Raw genomic sequence first — 16,183 nt, forward strand, 5'->3', positions numbered from 1 at the left:
CGCTCAGAAAATCCGTGGGCAACCTTTAGAAGGGGCTCTGCAGATCCTCCATGCCGACATAGACGGCTTTCAGTTGGGTGTAGTGGTTGAGTGTGGCCAGGCCGTTTTCGCGGCCGATGCCGGACAGCTTGTAGCCGCCCACCGGCATTTGCGCCGGCGAGGCGCCGTAGGCGTTGATCCAGCAGATACCGGCCTGCAAACCGGCGACCATGCGGTGGGCGCGGCGGATATCGCGGGTGAACACGCCGGCGGCGAGGCCCGCGTCGGTGTCGTTGGCGCGGCGCAGCACTTCGGCTTCGTCATGGAAGCGCAGCACGCTCATGACCGGGCCGAAGATTTCCTCGCGGCAGATGCGCATGTCGTCGCGGCAGTCGACGAAGACCGTGGGCTCGACGAAGTAGCCGTTGGGTGCCGAGGCCGGTTGTGCGGCCTGGCCGCCACAGGCGAGACGCGCTCCATCGTCCAGGCCGCTCTGGATGTAGCCGAGCACCTTGTCGCGATGGGCGTGGGAGATCAGCGCGCCGAAGTTGGTGGTCGGGTCCATCGGGTCGCCCATCTGGACGTTGTCGCGCACGCGCTGCAGCAGGCGTTCGAGGAAGGCGTCGTGCAGGCTGTCGTGGACGAATACGCGGGTGCCGTTGGTGCAGATCTCGCCCTGGGTGTAGAAGTTGCCGAGCAGGGCGGCGGACACTGCGTTGTCCAGGTCGGCGTCGTCGCAGATGATCAGCGGCGACTTGCCGCCCAGCTCCATGGTCACTTCCTTGAGCGAACCGGCGGCGGCGGCCATGACCTTCTGCCCGGTGCTGATCTGCCCGGTGAAGGACACCTTGGCGATCTGCGGCTGCTCGGCCAGCCAGGCGCCGACCTTACCCGCACCCTGGACCACGTTGAACACGCCAGCCGGCACGCCGGCCTCGGTGAAGATCTCGGCCAGTTTCAGCGCGCCCAGCGGCGTTTCCTCGGATGGCTTGAAGATCATGCTGTTGCCGCAGGCCAGCGCCGGTGCGGACTTCCAGCAGGCGATCTGCAGCGGGTAATTCCATGCACCGATGCCGGCGCAGATGCCCAGCGGCTCGCGGCGGGTGTAGTAGAAGTCGCCGCCCAGATCCTGCTGGTTGCCTTCGATCATTGGCGCCAGGCCGGCGAAGAACTCGATGGAGTCGGCGCCGGTCTGCACGTCGACCACGACTGCTTCCTGCCAGGGTTTGCCGGTGTCGCACACCTCGATGGCGGCCAGTTCGTCGTTGCGCTCACGCAGCAGGGCCACGGCGCGCAGCAGGATGCGGCTGCGCTGCGTCGCACTCAGCGCCGACCACTGGCGCTGGCCCTCGGCGGCGCTGTCCAGAGCGGCTGAGAGGATCGAGGCGTCGGCCACTTCCACCTGGTAGATCACCTCGCCGGTCGCGGGGTTGATCACGTCGAAGGTCTCGCCGCTGGCATTGGCCAGTGGGCGGCCGTGGATGTAGTTGAGGTGGCGGGGCAGGGTCATGTGTTCGGGGTCTCCTTGGCAGAATGGGCGCGCAGGCAGGCCATGATGAAGCCCTTGCACAGGCGCTCGGCGGCGGCGAAGTCGGCGGCCGGGGCGCTGCCCAGCGTGCTGCGCAGCCAGAAGCCATCGATCATCGCGGCGGCCTGGCTGGCGGCATCGCTGGCAGCGGCAGCCGGCAGGCAGAGGCCGAAGGCGTAGCGCAGGTTGCTGTACAGACGGCGGTTGTTGATGCGCTGCAGGCGCTTCAGGCCAGGCTCGTGGGCGGCACGCGCCCAGAAGCTGAGCCAGGTGCGGCCGGCCAGTTCGGAGCGCTGGAACTCGCTGAAGTTGGCTTCGACTATGGCCAGCAGGCGCTGCTCGGGGCTGACCTGGCCGTCGTCCAGGCGCCGCAGCAGGTCCTGGCGCAGCTGTTCCAGCAGGTGGCGCAGGGCGGCTTCGATCAGCCCCTGCTTGCCACCGAAATAGTGGCTGATGATCCCCGACGACAGGCGCGCCTTGCCGCTGATGCTGAGGATGGTGGTGTCCTGCAGGCCCAGCTCGGCGATGGATTCCAGGGTGGCCTGGATCAGCTGCTGGCGGCGGGTTTCTTTGATTCCGACTTTAGGCATATTTTTATTGATTGAACGTTCAATTAAAAACAACCTTAAACAGACCTCTGCCTGCCTGCAACCTTTGTCGGTCAAGTTCTGGAAAGTTCTTTGAACGTGTCGCTATCGTGATGTGTTGGGCGAGGCTGGCTTGGGGCTGCTTCATCTGGGCAGCCAAGCGCGACTGAAGTCGCTCCCACAGAAGCCCAGATATGAGGCGTGGGAGCGGCTTCAGCCGCGATGCTTGGCATCGCAAGCATCGATTGCCGGAACATCGGGCAAAGAAAAGGGCGCGGTCCTTGCGGAGCGCGCCCTTTCTCGGTGAGCAGCTGTCAGTGGTGTTCGCGGGTGGCGCGGAATTTCACCTCCGGCCAGCGCTCTTCCATCAGGCTCAGGTTGACCCGGGTCGGTGCCAGGTAGGTGAGGTGGCCACCGCCATCCACGGCCAGGTTCTCGAAGGCCTTGTCCTTGAACTCCTTGAGCTTCTTCTCGTCGCCGCACTCGATCCAGCGCGCCGACCAGACGTTGATCGCCTCGTAGGCGCACTCGACCTTGTATTCCTCCTTCAGGCGGCTGGCGACCACATCGAACTGCAGCACACCGACGGCGCCGAGGATGATGTCGTTGTTGCGCTCGGGGAAGAACACCTGGGTCGCGCCTTCCTCGGCCAGTTCCTGCAGGCCCTGGCGCAGCTGCTTGGACTTCAGCGGGTCCTTCAGGCGCACGCGGCGGAACAGTTCCGGGGCGAAGTGCGGGATGCCGGTGAAGCTCAGGCTCTCACCCTCGGTGAAGGTGTCGCCGATCTGGATGGTGCCGTGGTTGTGCAGGCCGATGATGTCGCCGGCATAGGCCTCCTCCAGCTGCTCACGCTCGCTGGAGAAGAAGGTCAGCGCGTCGCCGACGCGCACGTCCTTGCCCAGGCGCGCGTGGCGCATCTTCATGCCCTGGCTGTACTTGCCCGAGCAGATGCGCATGAAGGCGATGCGGTCGCGGTGCTTGGGGTCCATGTTCGCCTGGATCTTGAACACGAAGCCGCTGAACTTCTCTTCCTCCGGCTCCACGCTGCGCTCGTTGGCCACGCGGGCCAGCGGTTTCGGCGCCCAGTCGACCACGGCGTCGAGCACGTGATCCACGCCGAAGTTACCCAGTGCGGTACCGAAGAACACCGGGGTCAACTGGCCGTTGATGAACTCGTCCTGATCGAACGGGTGGCAGGCGCCCTGCACCAGCTCCAGCTGCTCGACGAAACGCTCGTACTCGTCGCCCAGGTGCGCGCGGGCCTCGTCGGAGTCGAGCTTCTCGATGATCTTCACCGCGGTGCGCTCGTGGCCGTGGCCGGGGGTGTAGACGATGATGTAGTCGCCGGTCAGGTGGTAGACACCCTTGAAATCCTTGTAGCAGCCGATCGGCCAGGTGATGGGCGCGGCCTTGATCTTCAGCACCGCCTCGATCTCGTCGAGCAGTTCGATGGGGTCGCGAATGTCGCGGTCGAGCTTGTTGATGAAGCTGACGATGGGCGTGTCGCGCAGGCGGCATACGTCCATCAGGGCGATGGTGCGCGGTTCCACGCCCTTACCGCCGTCGAGCACCATCAGCGCGCTGTCCACCGCGGTCAGGGTGCGGTAGGTGTCTTCCGAGAAGTCCTCGTGGCCGGGGGTGTCGAGCAGGTTGATGATGTGCTCGCGGTAGGGGAACTGCATCACCGAGGTGGTGATGGAGATGCCGCGCTGCTTCTCCATCTCCATCCAGTCGGACGTCGCATGGCGGTCGGACTTGCGCGACTTCACTGTACCGGCGACCTCGATCGCCTTGCCCATCAGCAACAGCTTCTCGGTGATGGTGGTCTTACCGGCGTCGGGGTGGGAGATGATCGCAAACGTACGGCGTTTGGCGACTTCTTTGGCCTGGGTGGTCATGGGTGCGTGCCTGACTGGAATCGGTTGCGGGCCACGCGCGGCCCGAAAAGCGCGGGATTATAGCGGGAAACGCAGTGGCGATCAGACCCGATAGTCCGATCATGGCTGCGCATGGCCTTGCACCCTGCGCCGCCCGCATACCTCAGAAGGCGATATTCAGCCCCAGGCGTACGCCGTGGTCGCTGTTGTTGTCGCCGAACTGGCCGGAATAGCCCAGGTCGAGGCTGGCTTGAGGCGCGAGCTGCAGGTTCAGACCGACTTGGGCCAGGGCGCTGTCCTGGGCTACGGGGGCGCCTTGTACGCTGAAGCCGTCATAGCCGGCGAGGCCGAAGTGGCTCTCGTCGCCTGGCTCGTCGAAGGCATGTTGCCAGGCCAGGCTGGTCTGCAGCGTCAGTGGCTGGCCTGCGATATCGCCCAGCGGTGCCATGGCACGCAGGCCGAGGCTGGCGTAGTCGGCGCTGTCATCCTCGCCTTCCACGCTGAGCGCCGCGATGCCGCCGTGCTCGCGGAAGTCGTCGCTGTCCACCTCGACATGGGCCAGGCCGGCAAAGGGCTCCAGGCGTAGCTCGCCGAGTTGCAAGGCATAGCCCAGCTCGGCGAAGACCTGGGTGGTCTCGGCGTCGTAGTCGGCCTTGAGAGTATTGCGCAGGGTGGCCACCTGTACCTCGCGCTTGCTGTCGACCTGGTTCCAGCTGTGCGCCACACCCAAGCGCAGGCTGAGGGCGCTCCAGCGTCCGGCGAGGTAGGCGGCCAGGGAGGTGCTGTCGATATCGGCAGAGGAGTCGCGTTGGCTGATATCCAGGTCGCTGCTGCCGTAGCCGATGGCCGCCCCCAGGCGCCAGGTGTCGTTGAGCGGCAGGTCGGCGCCGAGCAAGGTGCCGCGGCTGTCGCGATCCAGGTCGGCAATGTTGCTGTTGCCATCCTTCTCGCTCCAGCTGCCGTAGCCCTTGAGCCAAAGCGTCAGGCCACTGTCGGCATCGCGGTGCAGGACATCGTCCGTCGCCCCGGACTGGGCCGCGCGCAGGCGCTCGGTGATGGCTTCGCGCACATAACGGCTGTCGTCGAACAGTGCGCCGCGGGTGCTGGTGTGTAGCTCGCCGGACAGGCTGTCGAAGGCGGCCTGGGCTTGGGCAGCGCTGAGGCCGCTGATTGCCGTGCTCAGGGCTCCGCTGCCGTTGGATTCCAGGGCATTGGCCAGGCTGCGCTGGTTTCTGCTGACGGCGACGCTGGCAAAGCTGACGCTGTTGCGCAACAGGGTCAGTTCGACGCTGTTGCTCGTGTAAGCCAAGGTCGGTTTGAGGAAGGCCAGATTGCTGGTCAGCGAACCGAAGGTGCCGCTCACGCTGTTCGCCGAGACGATGGTGTAGGTGGTGCTCGGCGACCAGTCGCCGCTGCCACTGGCCAGCACCTTGAGCGTCGAGCCGCCCAGGTTGACTGTGCCGGTAGAGCTCAGTTGGTCGGCGCTGCCGTCTGGGTTGGCTTCGATTGCCAGGATCGAACCGGCGTTGAACGTCACATTGCCATTGACGTGCAGCGTGCCGATGGAGTTGCCTGGCGCCAGGGTAGAGCCGGAGTTCAGGGTCACGTTGCCATTGATGGCGCCGTGGCCGCCGAGCAGGGCACCGCTGTTGACGCTGACAGCGCTGCTCAGGCTGGCGCTGGAGCCGGCGCTGCCGCCGATAATCAGGCTGCCGGCGCTGACCGTGGTAGGGCCGGTATAAGTGCTGGCGCCATTTAGGGTCAGGGTTGCATTGCCCGTTTTAGTCAGGCTGCCGGCGCCGCTAATGGCTCTACTGCTCAGGTGCACATTCGTCTGCATGGTCAGTACGGCGTTGCTGCCCAGCAGCACGCCATCGTCAAGCGTCAGGCCGGCATCTTGCGCTGTAATAACGGCGCGGGTGTTATCCATCAGCCAAACGACACCATTGATAGCGGAGCCTGTTTTTAAGGTCAGCGAGTTGTCGCCGCCAGTGAATTGCACTGCCGCGCCATCGTTAGGGAGGGTCAGACTGAAACCAGGAGCGATTCCGGAGCCTGCACGGCCGGCACTGATAATGCCGGCGTTGGTTATGTCCAGATTGGCGCCCGAAACACCATGGCCCCCCCCTCCGCCTACGCCAATCCGATGGCTTACGCCGCCAGCACCGCCATTGCCACCATTACCGCCTGTAATAGTGCCGAAATTGTTCAGGCTTCCACCGTTGGCCAGCGTTACCCCGTTGCCACCGCCACCGCCACCGCCACCGAAAAAGCTCGCGCTATCGCCGCCATTGCCGCCATTGCCGCCTGAAGCGCTGCTGCCGCTATTGATCGTAACCGCACCGTTGCTGGCAAAAAGCCCTGTACCACCGCCACCGCCACCGCCACCGTTGCTAGTGCCAACACCATTGCCGCCGTTGCCGCCGCCATTGCCTGTAAAGCCTGGTGAGGTGCCTGATGCCCCGCCGCTACCGCCGGCGGCATCCAAAACGCCATCGCTGCCGCCAGCACCGCCATTGCCATTACTGCCGCTGATGCCGCTAGTAGTAACCATAGTGCCACCGCCATTACCACTGGCTCCTCCAATCATGTAGATGTTACTACCGCCATCGCCAGGTGCTGCCCAGGCAATGCTGCTAATGCTGAGGGTCGTCGCCAGGCTGATTGTCTGGATGGCCAGGAGTAAGTCTTTGGAGAGGGCTGCTTGGCTGGCTTTTGGTTTAAATGCAGAGCTTGGCTTACCAGTACGCTCGGGCGCCACCTGGTATTGCCCCAGGCTGCGATTGAAAACGGTGCGATAAATACGGTTCAAACCACTACCCCTGGGCGCTCTGTGGCGCTTTCCCTGCGTTGGCAAACAGCAGAATTTTGCGGGGAGGGTGAGGTGCTGTCTGTCCCTCAACCGAGGGACAGGGTGGAGGTTTTCTCGTTAGAGACCCTCCTGCTGTTTGCTGGAGGCGACACTCATATGGTGCTAGCCACGCGCCGCTTAACCCTGGCAGCAGGAAGTGGGCGCACGTTTGTTGCCTTGACTTGTCTGTCCCCCGCTTTAGCGACAAGCTTGCGGCTTTCAGGACGTATTTCGGCGCAGTGAGCGGTGCCGCACACAGGAAAACGGAATGATTGGCGTGGTGCTGGTGGAGGACGATCCACTGTTTCGCGAGTCGGTGCGTGGGGCGTTGGCGCGGGTTGATGATGTGGTTCTGCAGGCTGAGGCGGTAACCCTGGCGCAGGGCCTGGCTCTGCTCGACGGCCCTGCGGCCGAGGTGTTGCTGGTGGACCTCGGCCTGCCGGATGGCTCCGGCATCGAGATGATCCGCGCCACCCGCCAGGCCTGGCCGGATTGTGCGGTGATGGTCGCCACCCTGTTTGGTGATGAGGAGCGGGTGTTCGCCTCTCTGCAGGCCGGCGCCAGCGGTTATCTGCTCAAGGATTCGCTGGCCAGCGGCATCGTCGATGAAGTTCGCACGCTGCATGCCGGTGGCAGCCCGATCAGCCCGATGATCGCCCGGCGCCTGTTGCGTCACTTTCAACCACCGGCTGCGCAGGCCAACGAGCCTTCTGCAGTGGAATTGTCGCCCCGTGAGCTGCAGGTGCTGGAGCAGATCACTCGGGGCTACTCGGCGGCGGAAATTGCCGAGTTGCTGCAGGTGTCGCCCTGGACGGTGCAGACCTATGTGCGCCGCGTGTATGAAAAGCTCGGCGTGCGTTCCAAGGCGGCTGCGGTGGGTGAGGCCTTTCGTCTGGGGTTGGTTGCCATGGACTCGTCACAGTGAGGGGATGGTTCGCCCTGTGCCTGCTGCTGTTAAGCGCCCAGGTCGCGGCGCAGCCGGTACATGCGCAGGAGGTGGAGAGCTTTACCCTGACCGCGCCTGCCGCAGAGTTTCTGGCGCCGCCTGCTCATCAGCAGATGTCGCCGGGTACGTGGCAGCGGGTGTCTTTGCCGCATGTAAGCGAGCCGCGTGGCCTGGAGCCCGATACCCATCAGGGTATTCGCACGACTTACTACCGCTTGCCGGTACCGGCTTCCGCCGAGCCGCTTTTCTTCTACCTGCCGCGCTGGCAGACCGTCGGCCAACTGGCCCTGTATGGCGATGGCAGATTGCTCTGGCGCTCCACGGGGGATCGTGTCTGGAACGGTTTCAACACCCCATTGTGGTTGGCTCTAGACGCTCTCGATGGGCAGCCCAGGCCCAGGGAGCTGCTGCTGCGTATGGACAGCCTGGCGGGCCTGGGCGGCGGGATTTCCAGTCTTTGGCTGGGTACTGAAGCCGAACTGCTGGGCTCTTACCGTCTGCGGCTGATCGCCCAGGTGTGGCTGCCGGCGGCCATCGGCGTTGCGGTGCTGGCGCTGGGTGTTTTTGCGCTGGGCGTATGGAGCCGGCGCCGACACGAGCCGATCTACATCCTGTTCTTCGTGGCGGCGGTGTTCTATTGCCTGCGTATCCTGCATTTTCTCGGGCCGCTGGATACCCGCTTGCTGTCGGCGGACTGGTTCGGCTGGATCACCATCAACTCCATCGGCTGGTTGGTGTCGATCAACCAACTGTTCACCTTGCGTCTGTGTGCCCGTCGCGTGCGCTGGCTGGAGTTCGGGCTGGTTGGCTTCATGCTCGCCTCGACCCTGTTGACCCTGCCGCTGTGGCAGTCGGCAGAGAGCATCGCGGCACTGGCTTCGCTCTGCTATATGGGCGGTGGTCTGATGTTCCTGCTGTCCATCCCTGTGGTGATTGGTGCAGCCCGGCGCAGTGTGTCCTGGCTGGCGAGAATGCTGGCCTGGGGCAGCTTGCTGGGCGTGCTGTTTTCGGTGCACGACATACTGATGCAGAACTACCGCCTAAGCCTGGACAGCCTGTATTTGCTGCCTTACTGGCAGATCGGCTTCTGCCTGCTGTTCTGCATGGTGCTCGGACAGCGCTACCTGGCCAGCATCCAGGGGCTGGAGCGCAGTCACGAGCTGCTGGCCCTGCGTTTGGCGGAGCGTGAAGCGGAGCTGGAAGAGAGCCACCAGCAACTGCGTGAGGTCGAGCGGCGCGAAGTACTGGCCGGTGAGCGCCAGCGCCTGATGCAGGACATGCACGATGGTCTGGGCGCTTCGCTGGTGGGGGCGTTGCAAGTGGTAAAACGCGGCGAGCTGGAAGCCGAGCGCATCGAACAGGTGCTGCGCGATTGTCTCGATGACATGCGCCTGGCCATCGATACGCTGGAGCCGCAGGGCAAGGACTTGAACCTGCTTCTGGCCACTTTGCGCTATCGCCTCGGACCACGCCTGGAGGCGGCCGGTATCAAACTGTTATGGCGGGTAGATGACTTGCCGGAGCTGAGCTGGTTGTCGCCCGACAGTGCTCTGCATGTCATTCGCATCATTCAGGAAGCCCTGACCAATATCATCAAGCATGCTGGTGCCAGTCAGGTGCGGCTGTCGGCCACGTCTGACGGGCAGGCGGTGCAGCTGCAGGTGCTGGACGATGGTCGTGGCATGCCTGCCGTGGTTTCTTCATCGACGGGGCGTGGTCTTGGCAATATCCGCTCTCGGACCGCCGCCCTCGGCGGAGCTGTGTCCTGGTCGACTGGCGGATCTGCTGTCGGTACCTGCGTGACTGTGCAGCTACCGATCAGCAGAGAGCAACCTTCACTTGGTGACAGTTGAGGCTGGATATACCCAGCGCACCAGGCTGCCGATGGACAGACCCTGCAGCAGGATCGACACCAGCACGATGATGTAGGTGATGCCCAGCAACAGGTCGCGTTCGCCGCCCGCAGGCAATGACAGCGCCAGGGCCACCGAGATACCACCGCGCAGGCCGCCCCAGGTGAGGATGCGCGTGGTGCCGTTCTGTATGTTGCGGCCGCCCTTGCGCAGCAGGGCAACGGCCGGCGCCACCGTGCACCAGCGTGACACCAGCACGGCGCCGCCGAGGGTGAAGGCGGCCACTAGGTGCAGCCAGGTCAGCGGCACCAACAGCAGTTCCAGGCCGATCAGGGCAAACAGCAGGGCGTTGAGCATTTCATCGATCAACTCCCAGAACTTGTCCACGTAGCGGCGCGTTTCGTCGGACATGGCGTGGTTGCGGCCGTGGTTGCCGATGATCAGGCCGGCGACGACCATGGCGATTGGCCCGGACACGTGCAGGTGGGTGGCCAGTGCGGAGCCGCCGAGGACCAGAGCCAGGGTCAGCATGACCTCGATCTGGTACTGATCGATGCTGCGCAGCATGGCGAATACCACTACGCCGAGCGCGGCGCCAAAGACCAGGCCGCCAATCGCCTCATGCACGAACATCCAGCCAATGGCGCTGGCCTCCGGTGTGCTGCCCAGTTGCAGGATGCCCAGCAGGATGGCGAACACCACCACTGCGGTGCCGTCGTTGAACAGCGACTCGCCGACTATGGTGGTAGCCAGGGGCTTGGGTGCACCGGCGGACTTGAGAATGCCGAGCACCGCAATGGGGTCGGTGGGCGAGATCAGGGCGCCGAATAGCAGGCAATAAAGGAAGTCCACCTGCCAGCCGAACAGGGCGAAGGTGTAGTAGCTGAGCGTAGCGATCAGCGCGGTGGACAGCAGTACGCCGAAGGTGGCCAGCAGACCGATTGGCCACTTGTAGTCGCGTAGGTCGCGCAGATCCACATGTAGCGCGCCAGCGAACAGCAAGGCCGGGAGGAACCAGGTCATCAGTACTTCGGAGAAATCGATGCGTCGGATCAGTTCCTGAGACTCATGCTCCAACACCGGGTAACCAAGCTCCGAAAAACCCAGGGCGATGGCCGAGAACAGCAGTGCGGTGGCCATGATGCCGATGGTTGGGGGCAGGCGGATGAAGCGATAGTTGGCGTAGGTTAGCAGTGAAGTGAAGACGATGAAGGCGGCGGCGAGGTCAAGCATGCGAAGTCCTTTTCCTTGGGCGGGCGGTGCGCGCGCAGAGCATACGGAAAGTCGCCCTGCAGAACCAATCGACTACCCTGGGCTGTGATCCGTGACCTCTTCTGGCGGCCGCGGCGGGTCTGGTTTTGTGCAGCATTCCTGACATTTTGTTGAGTATCGAAAACAGTCAACCGGGCAAGCGACAGTAAGCTGTCAATAGGCGGCAATTTTTCATTGATATCGTGCCTTCATGGTCCTAAAGTTCGCGCCCGAACGTCCATGCTGGCAACGATCCATCCGGCTCAAGTACTGACGACGAGAGGTTGCCGAGTGCCTATCCTGTTTGGCGGGTACTCGATGATTCTCGGCGACATGCCTTGGGAAGTAGGCGAACCAAAGTGGGGAAACTGATCAGACGTTCCGGCCCTCCACGGCCACCCCCGACGCGTAGTTGAACCTGTGGCTGGTTCAGCTGCCCGAATAACTGTGTTCCTGGTTTTGCCCAATGGGAGTCCCACGCATGTCGATCAAGGTCGAAGACTATTTCGCACCCGCCACTTTCCAGCGCATGAAGGCGCTTGCCGATCAGGAGGAAACCCCCTTCGTGGTGATCGACAAGCAGACCATTTCCGATGCCTATGATCAGCTCGGCAATTGCTTCCCCTTCGCCAAGATCTACTACGCGGTGAAGGCTAACCCCGCCATTGAGATCACCGAGTTGCTGCGCGACAAGGGCTCGAACTTCGACATCGCCTCGATCTACGAGCTGGACAAGGTGATGAGCGCCGGCGTCGGCCCGGAGCGCATCAGCTACGGCAACACCATCAAGAAGGCGCGTGATATTCGCTACTTCTACGAGAAGGGCGTGCGCCTGTTCTCCACCGACTCCGAAGCGGACCTGCGCAACATCGCCAAGGCTGCGCCGGGCTCGAAGATCTATGTGCGCATCCTCACCGAAGGTTCCACCTCGGCCGACTGGCCGCTGAGCCGCAAGTTCGGTTGCAACCCGGACATGGCCCTGGATCTGCTGGTTCTAGCCAAACAGCTGGGTCTGGTGCCTTACGGCATCTCCTTCCACGTTGGCTCGCAGCAGCGCGACATCGACGTCTGGGATGCCGCCATCGCCAAGGTCAAGGTGATCTTCGAGCGCCTCAAGGAAGAAGACGGCATCACCCTGCAGATGATCAACATGGGCGGTGGCTTCCCGGCCAACTACATCCAGCGCACCAATGATCTGGAGACCTACGCCGAGGAAATCACCCGCTTCCTGAAAGAGGACTTCGGTGACGAGCTGCCGGAAATCATCCTCGAACCGGGCCGCTCGCTGATCGCCAACGCCGGTATCCTGGTCAGCGAAGTGGTGCTGGTCGCGCGCAAGTCGCGTACCGCTGTGGAACGCTGGGTCTACACCGACGTGGGCAAGTTCAGCGGCCTGATCGAAACCATGGACGAGGCCATCAAGTTCCCCATCTGGACCGAGAAGAAGGGCGAGATGGAAGAGGTGGTGATCGCCGGCCCGACCTGCGACAGCGCCGACATCATGTACGAGAACTACAAGTACGGCCTGCCGCTCAACCTGGCCGCCGAAGACCGCCTGTACTGGCTGTCCACCGGCGCCTATACCACCAGCTACAGTGCGGTGGAGTTCAACGGCTTCCCGCCGCTGAAGGCGTTCTATATCTGAGTCGATGCGCTGCAGACAAACCCCGCTCCGGCGGGGTTTTGTTTGTATGTGCAGCTGGTTTCTAATGGTGCGGCCACCAGCACAAGGAGAGGGCGTATGCAGGATCGACGTTATGCAACACCAGGGGCAGAGCTGGAAGGTTCGCCAGCCGGGACTCGTCAGGGGCCGGTCGGCTTGGGTGGCTGGCTGATTCTGGTGGTTCTGGGCCTGGTCATCAGCCCGCTGCGTATCGGCCACCTGCTGCTCACCAGCTATTTTCCAATGTTCACCGATGGCACCTGGCAGTACCTGACCGAGGTCGGCTCTCCTGGCTATCACCCGCTTTGGGCGCCGGTGATGGTGTTCGAGGTGACAGGCAACCTTCTGCTGATTGCGCTTGCGGCAGTCACTCTGGTCTGCTTCTTCCTCAGGTCCAGATACACCCCGCGCCTGGCCATCGGTTGGTATGCCTTCGCGGCGATCTTCGTGACGATCGATTTTTTCGTTGCCGATCTCATTCCGGCTGTGGCGGCCGAGGATGATGCGGAGAGCCTGAAGGAGATGCTGCGTTCGTTGATTGCCGCGCTGATCTGGATACCTTACTTCCTGGTATCCGCCCGGGTCAGGAATACCTTCGTCCGCTGACAGGCTTTGCGACCATACTGATGCGATGAACAGAATTCTTCTCAACTGCGACATGGGCGAAGGCTACGGTGCCTGGCGCATGGGCGACGACGAGCACGCCATGCCGCTGATCGATCAGGCCAACCTGGCCTGCGGTTTCCATGCCGGTGACCCGCTGATCATGCGCCGCAGCGTGGCCCTGGCCATGCAGCATGACGTGGCCATCGGTGCCCATCCGTCCTATCCCGATCTGCAGGGTTTCGGTCGCCGCCATCTGAGCTGTAGCCCGGAGGAGGTCACCGCCCTGGTGCTGTACCAGCTCGGTGCGCTGGACGCCTTCTGTCGCGCGGCCGGTACCCAGGTCGCCTACGTCAAGCCACATGGCGCTCTGTACAACGACCTGGTGCGCGACGATGCCTTGTTCGTCGCCGTGCTCGAAGCCTGCGCGAGCTATCGCCGGGGGCTGCCGCTGATGGTGCTGGCCCTGGCCGATAATTCGCGCGAACGGCGCCTGGCCGAGGCGGCCGGCGTGCCGCTGTTGTTCGAGGCCTTCGCCGACCGCGCCTACCAGGCCGACGGCCAGCTGGCGCCGCGGCGCCTGGCTGGCGCCGTGCATCATGAGCCTGCGCGCATTCTCGACCAGGCGCTGGCCATCGCCCGTGGCAAGCCCTTCGCCGATCTCGACGGCAAGCCGCTGCAATTGCGGGCCGACAGCCTCTGCGTGCATGGCGACAATGCCGAGTCGCTGGCGGTGCTGCGCAGGTTGCGAGCGCAACTGGACAGCCTGTGATCCGCTTCGAACCGGTCGGGGTCGAGGCCCTGTTGCTGGTACTGGCCGAGCAACCCGATGCCGGCTTGCCGCTGCGCATCGCCCGCCTGGCCGAGCGCATCCGCGCAGAGCTGGGGCCGTTGCTCGGCGATTTGGTGCCGGGCTGGACCAGCCTGCTCCTGCATTACGACCTGTTGCACACCGATCATCTGCAATTGGCCGAGCGTTTGGCGCCATTGCTGCAGGACTGGTTGGTGGAGCCGGCGGGTGAGGGCGGCGGGCAGCTGCATCAAATCCCGGTGTGGTATGCCGGGGCGGACCTGGGGGCGGTGGCGCAAGCCTGCGGTATCTCGGTCGAGCGGGTGGTCGAGCTGCACAGCGGCGTGGAATACCGGGTCGGCGCCATCGGCTTCGCCCCCGGCTTTGCCTATCTGGGTGAGCTGCCCGCAGCCTTGATCCTGCCGCGGCTGGCAACGCCGCGTACAGCGGTTGCGGCGGGCAGCCTGGCCATTGCCGAGCGACAGACGGCCATCTATCCACAGGCTTCGCCCGGTGGCTGGCACCTGCTCGGTCTGTGCCCCTGGCGGCTGTTCGATGCCGGGCGTATTCCACCCTGTCCGTTGGCGCTGGGCGACCGGGTACGTTTTGTCCCTGTCGATGAGGCGCGCTATCGCGCCGAGGCCGCCAATTGAACGGTCTGCGGGTGCTCAAGCCTGGCCCTTTGAGTCTGCTGCAGGACGGCGGGCGGCATGGCTGGCAGCACCTGGGGGTGTCACCCAGCGGTCCGCTGGACTGGCACGCCGCCGCCTGGGCCAATCGCCTGTTGAACAATGCGTGGGGAGCGCCGTTGCTGGAGACCGCCCTGGGCGGCCTGGAGCTGGAAAGTACCCTGGATACCTGGCTGGCGCTGACTGGCGCGGATGCTTCGATTCATCTGGATGGTATTCCCGTGATGCCCTGGTCGCGCTTCTTCGTGCGCGCCGGGCAGCGTCTGCAGATAGGTTTTGCCCGTAGCGGACAGCGTATCTATCTGGCTGCCGCCGGTGGTTTTAACGCGCCGCAGGTGCTGGGCAGTGTCTGCAGTCAGGTGCGTGAAGGCCTGGGTGGGCTCGATGGGCGGGGGCTCGCCCTGGCCGAGGGTGATCTGCTCGCGTGCCAGCCTGGCTATTTCGACCGTGGGGGCAGTGTGCCCTGGCGCTATCACGCGGATTACCGGGCCCTGCCGTTGCTGCGGGTCATCACGGGTGGTGATGCGGTGGAGTTCGTGGCCGGGGAGTTGGAGTCCTTTTTCGCTCAGCACTGGTTGCTCGATACGCAGAGCGACCGCATGGGCGCGCGCCTGCAGGGCGAGCCGCTGCAAGCGCCCAGGCGCGAGTGGTCGCAGGGCGTGGCGCGCGGCTGCATCCAGGTGCCGGCGGACGGCCAGCCAATCATTCTGCAGGCCGATCGCCAGACCATGGGCGGGTATCCCGTTCTGGGGTGGCTGCATCCGCTGGATCAGTGGCGCCTGGCTCAGTGCGCGCCGCGCCAGCGGCTGAGGTTCACCCAGGTCAGCGTCAGCGACGCCCAGGCCGAGCTGCGCGAGTTCTATCGGTTCTTCGGCCGGACATGAGGCAGAAATGCCGAAGGCGCCACATGGGCGCCTTCGGGCATAGAGGTACGCAGTCAACTTCTAGTGCGAGTGCCTCTCGTATCGCAGTTGTTACTTAACCGATCTGGCTGCTGCCGGTGCGATCGAAGCCGTCTTCGGCGACGTTGTTGCCGGTGCGATCGAAGCCGTCTTCGGCGACGTTGCTGCCGGTGCGATCGAAGCCGTCTTCGGCGACGTTGTTGCCGGTGCGATCGAAACCGTCTTCGGCGACGTTGTTGCCAGTGCGATCGAAACCGTCTTCAGCGACGTTGTTGCTGGTGCGATCGAAGCCATCTTCGGCGACGTTGTTGCTGGTGCGGTCGAAGCCGTCTTCGGCGACGTTATTGCTGGTGCGATCGAAGCCATCTTCGGCAACGTTGTTGCCAGTGCGATCGAAACCGTCTTCGGCGACGTTGTTGCCAGTGCGATCGAAACCGTCTTCGGCAACGTTGCTGCCGGTGCGGTCGAAGCCATCTTCGACGATGTAGCTGCCGGTACGGTCAAAGCCGTCTTCGGCGAGGGTGCGATCAAAACCGTCCTCGGCCAGGGTCAGGCCGCTGAGGGTGAAGGTAGAAACGAACAGGGCGGTGAGAATTTGCTTTTTCATTTGAGTGGCTCCGTTTGGGGCTGGAAGTTGACTACGGGGCCTATGTTACTCAGGTAA

At 63.8% G+C, this 16,183-nt stretch carries 14 protein-coding genes and 1 pseudogene; 8 read left to right on the forward strand and 7 right to left on the reverse strand.

Features of this window, described 5'->3' with window-relative positions:
• Nucleotides 1-25 precede the first annotated feature (25 nt).
• The 4 genes from betB to AYB31_RS21185 all read right to left on the reverse strand — a co-directional run bounded on the left by betB (nt 26) and on the right by AYB31_RS21185 (nt 5,901).
• On the reverse strand, nt 26-1,489 hold the full coding sequence (gene betB / locus AYB31_RS14915; protein WP_068829491.1) for a betaine-aldehyde dehydrogenase: 1,464 nt from the start codon (nt 1,487-1,489) through the stop codon (nt 26-28).
• On the reverse strand, nt 1,486-2,097 hold the full coding sequence (gene betI, locus AYB31_RS14920; RefSeq protein WP_068829492.1) for a transcriptional regulator BetI: 612 nt from the start codon (nt 2,095-2,097) through the stop codon (nt 1,486-1,488). The genes betB and betI overlap by 4 nt, the downstream gene beginning before the upstream one ends.
• A gap of 311 nt (nt 2,098-2,408) precedes the next feature.
• Entirely contained in the window at nt 2,409-3,992 is a 1,584-nt protein-coding gene (locus AYB31_RS14925) for a peptide chain release factor 3 (RefSeq protein ID WP_068829493.1), read from the reverse strand.
• A gap of 142 nt (nt 3,993-4,134) precedes the next feature.
• Entirely contained in the window at nt 4,135-5,901 is a 1,767-nt protein-coding gene (locus AYB31_RS21185) for an autotransporter outer membrane beta-barrel domain-containing protein (protein ID WP_068829494.1), read from the reverse strand.
• Between the two features lie 186 nt (nt 5,902-6,087).
• Here AYB31_RS21185 and AYB31_RS22055 point away from each other — a divergent pair, with 186 nt between their 5' ends.
• The gene (locus AYB31_RS22055) at nt 6,088-6,282 is read left to right on the forward strand and encodes a hypothetical protein (RefSeq protein ID WP_068829495.1); all 195 of its coding nucleotides are present in this window, start codon (nt 6,088-6,090) and stop codon (nt 6,280-6,282) included.
• A gap of 396 nt (nt 6,283-6,678) precedes the next feature.
• Here the strand turns inward: AYB31_RS22055 and AYB31_RS22350 are convergent.
• Nucleotides 6,679-6,873: pseudogene (locus AYB31_RS22350) on the reverse strand (ESPR domain-containing protein); the annotation flags it as partial.
• A 217-nt stretch (nt 6,874-7,090) separates the two neighbouring features.
• Here AYB31_RS22350 and AYB31_RS14940 point away from each other — a divergent pair.
• Together AYB31_RS14940 and AYB31_RS14945 are read left to right on the forward strand one after the other, a co-directional pair.
• On the forward strand, nt 7,091-7,747 hold the full coding sequence (locus AYB31_RS14940; protein WP_068829496.1) for a response regulator: 657 nt from the start codon (nt 7,091-7,093) through the stop codon (nt 7,745-7,747).
• Nucleotides 7,744-9,621 carry a sensor histidine kinase gene (locus AYB31_RS14945; RefSeq protein ID WP_068829497.1) on the forward strand — a complete coding sequence of 626 codons (1,878 nt, stop codon included), beginning with the start codon at nt 7,744-7,746 and terminating at the stop codon, nt 9,619-9,621. The genes AYB31_RS14940 and AYB31_RS14945 overlap by 4 nt, the downstream gene beginning before the upstream one ends.
• On the opposite strand, the gene AYB31_RS14950 is transcribed toward AYB31_RS14945, so the two are convergent.
• Nucleotides 9,604-10,854, reverse strand: coding sequence for a cation:proton antiporter (locus AYB31_RS14950; RefSeq protein ID WP_068829498.1), 1,251 nt, complete (start codon nt 10,852-10,854; stop codon nt 9,604-9,606). The two genes, AYB31_RS14945 and AYB31_RS14950, sit on opposite strands and share 18 nt — an antisense overlap.
• A gap of 499 nt (nt 10,855-11,353) precedes the next feature.
• Between AYB31_RS14950 and AYB31_RS14955 the strand changes: the two genes are divergently transcribed.
• From AYB31_RS14955 to AYB31_RS14975, 5 genes are all read left to right on the forward strand, one after another.
• Nucleotides 11,354-12,517 (forward strand): type III PLP-dependent enzyme, encoded by a 1,164-nt coding sequence (locus tag AYB31_RS14955; RefSeq protein WP_068829499.1) that lies wholly within the window; start codon nt 11,354-11,356, stop codon nt 12,515-12,517.
• A gap of 96 nt (nt 12,518-12,613) precedes the next feature.
• The gene (locus tag AYB31_RS14960) at nt 12,614-13,141 is read left to right on the forward strand and encodes a DUF2569 domain-containing protein (protein WP_082805316.1); all 528 of its coding nucleotides are present in this window, start codon (nt 12,614-12,616) and stop codon (nt 13,139-13,141) included.
• A 25-nt stretch (nt 13,142-13,166) separates the two neighbouring features.
• On the forward strand, nt 13,167-13,910 hold the full coding sequence (locus AYB31_RS14965; RefSeq protein WP_082805317.1) for a 5-oxoprolinase subunit PxpA: 744 nt from the start codon (nt 13,167-13,169) through the stop codon (nt 13,908-13,910).
• Nucleotides 13,907-14,581 (forward strand): 5-oxoprolinase subunit B family protein, encoded by a 675-nt coding sequence (locus AYB31_RS14970; RefSeq protein WP_068829501.1) that lies wholly within the window; start codon nt 13,907-13,909, stop codon nt 14,579-14,581. The genes AYB31_RS14965 and AYB31_RS14970 overlap by 4 nt, the downstream gene beginning before the upstream one ends.
• Nucleotides 14,578-15,501, forward strand: a complete 924-nt coding sequence (locus tag AYB31_RS14975; RefSeq protein ID WP_153020724.1) for a biotin-dependent carboxyltransferase family protein — start codon at nt 14,578-14,580, stop codon at nt 15,499-15,501. Before AYB31_RS14970 ends, AYB31_RS14975 begins: the two co-directional genes overlap by 4 nt.
• Before the next feature lie 94 nt (nt 15,502-15,595).
• Here the strand turns inward: AYB31_RS14975 and AYB31_RS14980 are convergent, their stop codons facing one another.
• A complete protein-coding gene (locus AYB31_RS14980; RefSeq protein WP_068829502.1) occupies nt 15,596-16,126 on the reverse strand; it encodes a hypothetical protein in 531 nt (176 codons plus the stop codon).
• Between the last annotated feature and the right edge of the window lie 57 nt (nt 16,127-16,183).

The sequence above is a fragment of the Pseudomonas sp. BMS12 genome (genome assembly GCF_001592875.1).
Classification (GTDB): Bacteria; Pseudomonadota; Gammaproteobacteria; order Pseudomonadales; family Pseudomonadaceae; genus Aquipseudomonas.

Excerpts from the sequence above, each read along its gene's own strand:
- AYB31_RS14925 (WP_068829493.1), bottom strand. The coding sequence starts at position 3,992 with ATGACCACCCAGGCCAAAGAAGTCGCCAAACGCCGTACGTTTGCGATC.
- AYB31_RS14960 (WP_082805316.1), top strand. The coding sequence starts at position 12,614 with ATGCAGGATCGACGTTATGCAACACCAGGGGCAGAGCTGGAAGGTTCG.
- AYB31_RS21185 (WP_068829494.1), bottom strand. The coding sequence starts at position 5,901 with ATGGATAACACCCGCGCCGTTATTACAGCGCAAGATGCCGGCCTGACG.
- AYB31_RS14980 (WP_068829502.1), bottom strand. The coding sequence starts at position 16,126 with ATGAAAAAGCAAATTCTCACCGCCCTGTTCGTTTCTACCTTCACCCTC.
- AYB31_RS14965 (WP_082805317.1), top strand. The coding sequence starts at position 13,167 with ATGAACAGAATTCTTCTCAACTGCGACATGGGCGAAGGCTACGGTGCC.
- AYB31_RS14950 (WP_068829498.1), bottom strand. The coding sequence starts at position 10,854 with ATGCTTGACCTCGCCGCCGCCTTCATCGTCTTCACTTCACTGCTAACC.
- AYB31_RS22055 (WP_068829495.1), top strand. The coding sequence starts at position 6,088 with ATGGCCCCCCCCTCCGCCTACGCCAATCCGATGGCTTACGCCGCCAGC.
- AYB31_RS14955 (WP_068829499.1), top strand. The coding sequence starts at position 11,354 with ATGTCGATCAAGGTCGAAGACTATTTCGCACCCGCCACTTTCCAGCGC.
- betB (WP_068829491.1), bottom strand. The coding sequence starts at position 1,489 with ATGACCCTGCCCCGCCACCTCAACTACATCCACGGCCGCCCACTGGCC.
- AYB31_RS14940 (WP_068829496.1), top strand. The coding sequence starts at position 7,091 with ATGATTGGCGTGGTGCTGGTGGAGGACGATCCACTGTTTCGCGAGTCG.
- betI (WP_068829492.1), bottom strand. The coding sequence starts at position 2,097 with ATGCCTAAAGTCGGAATCAAAGAAACCCGCCGCCAGCAGCTGATCCAG.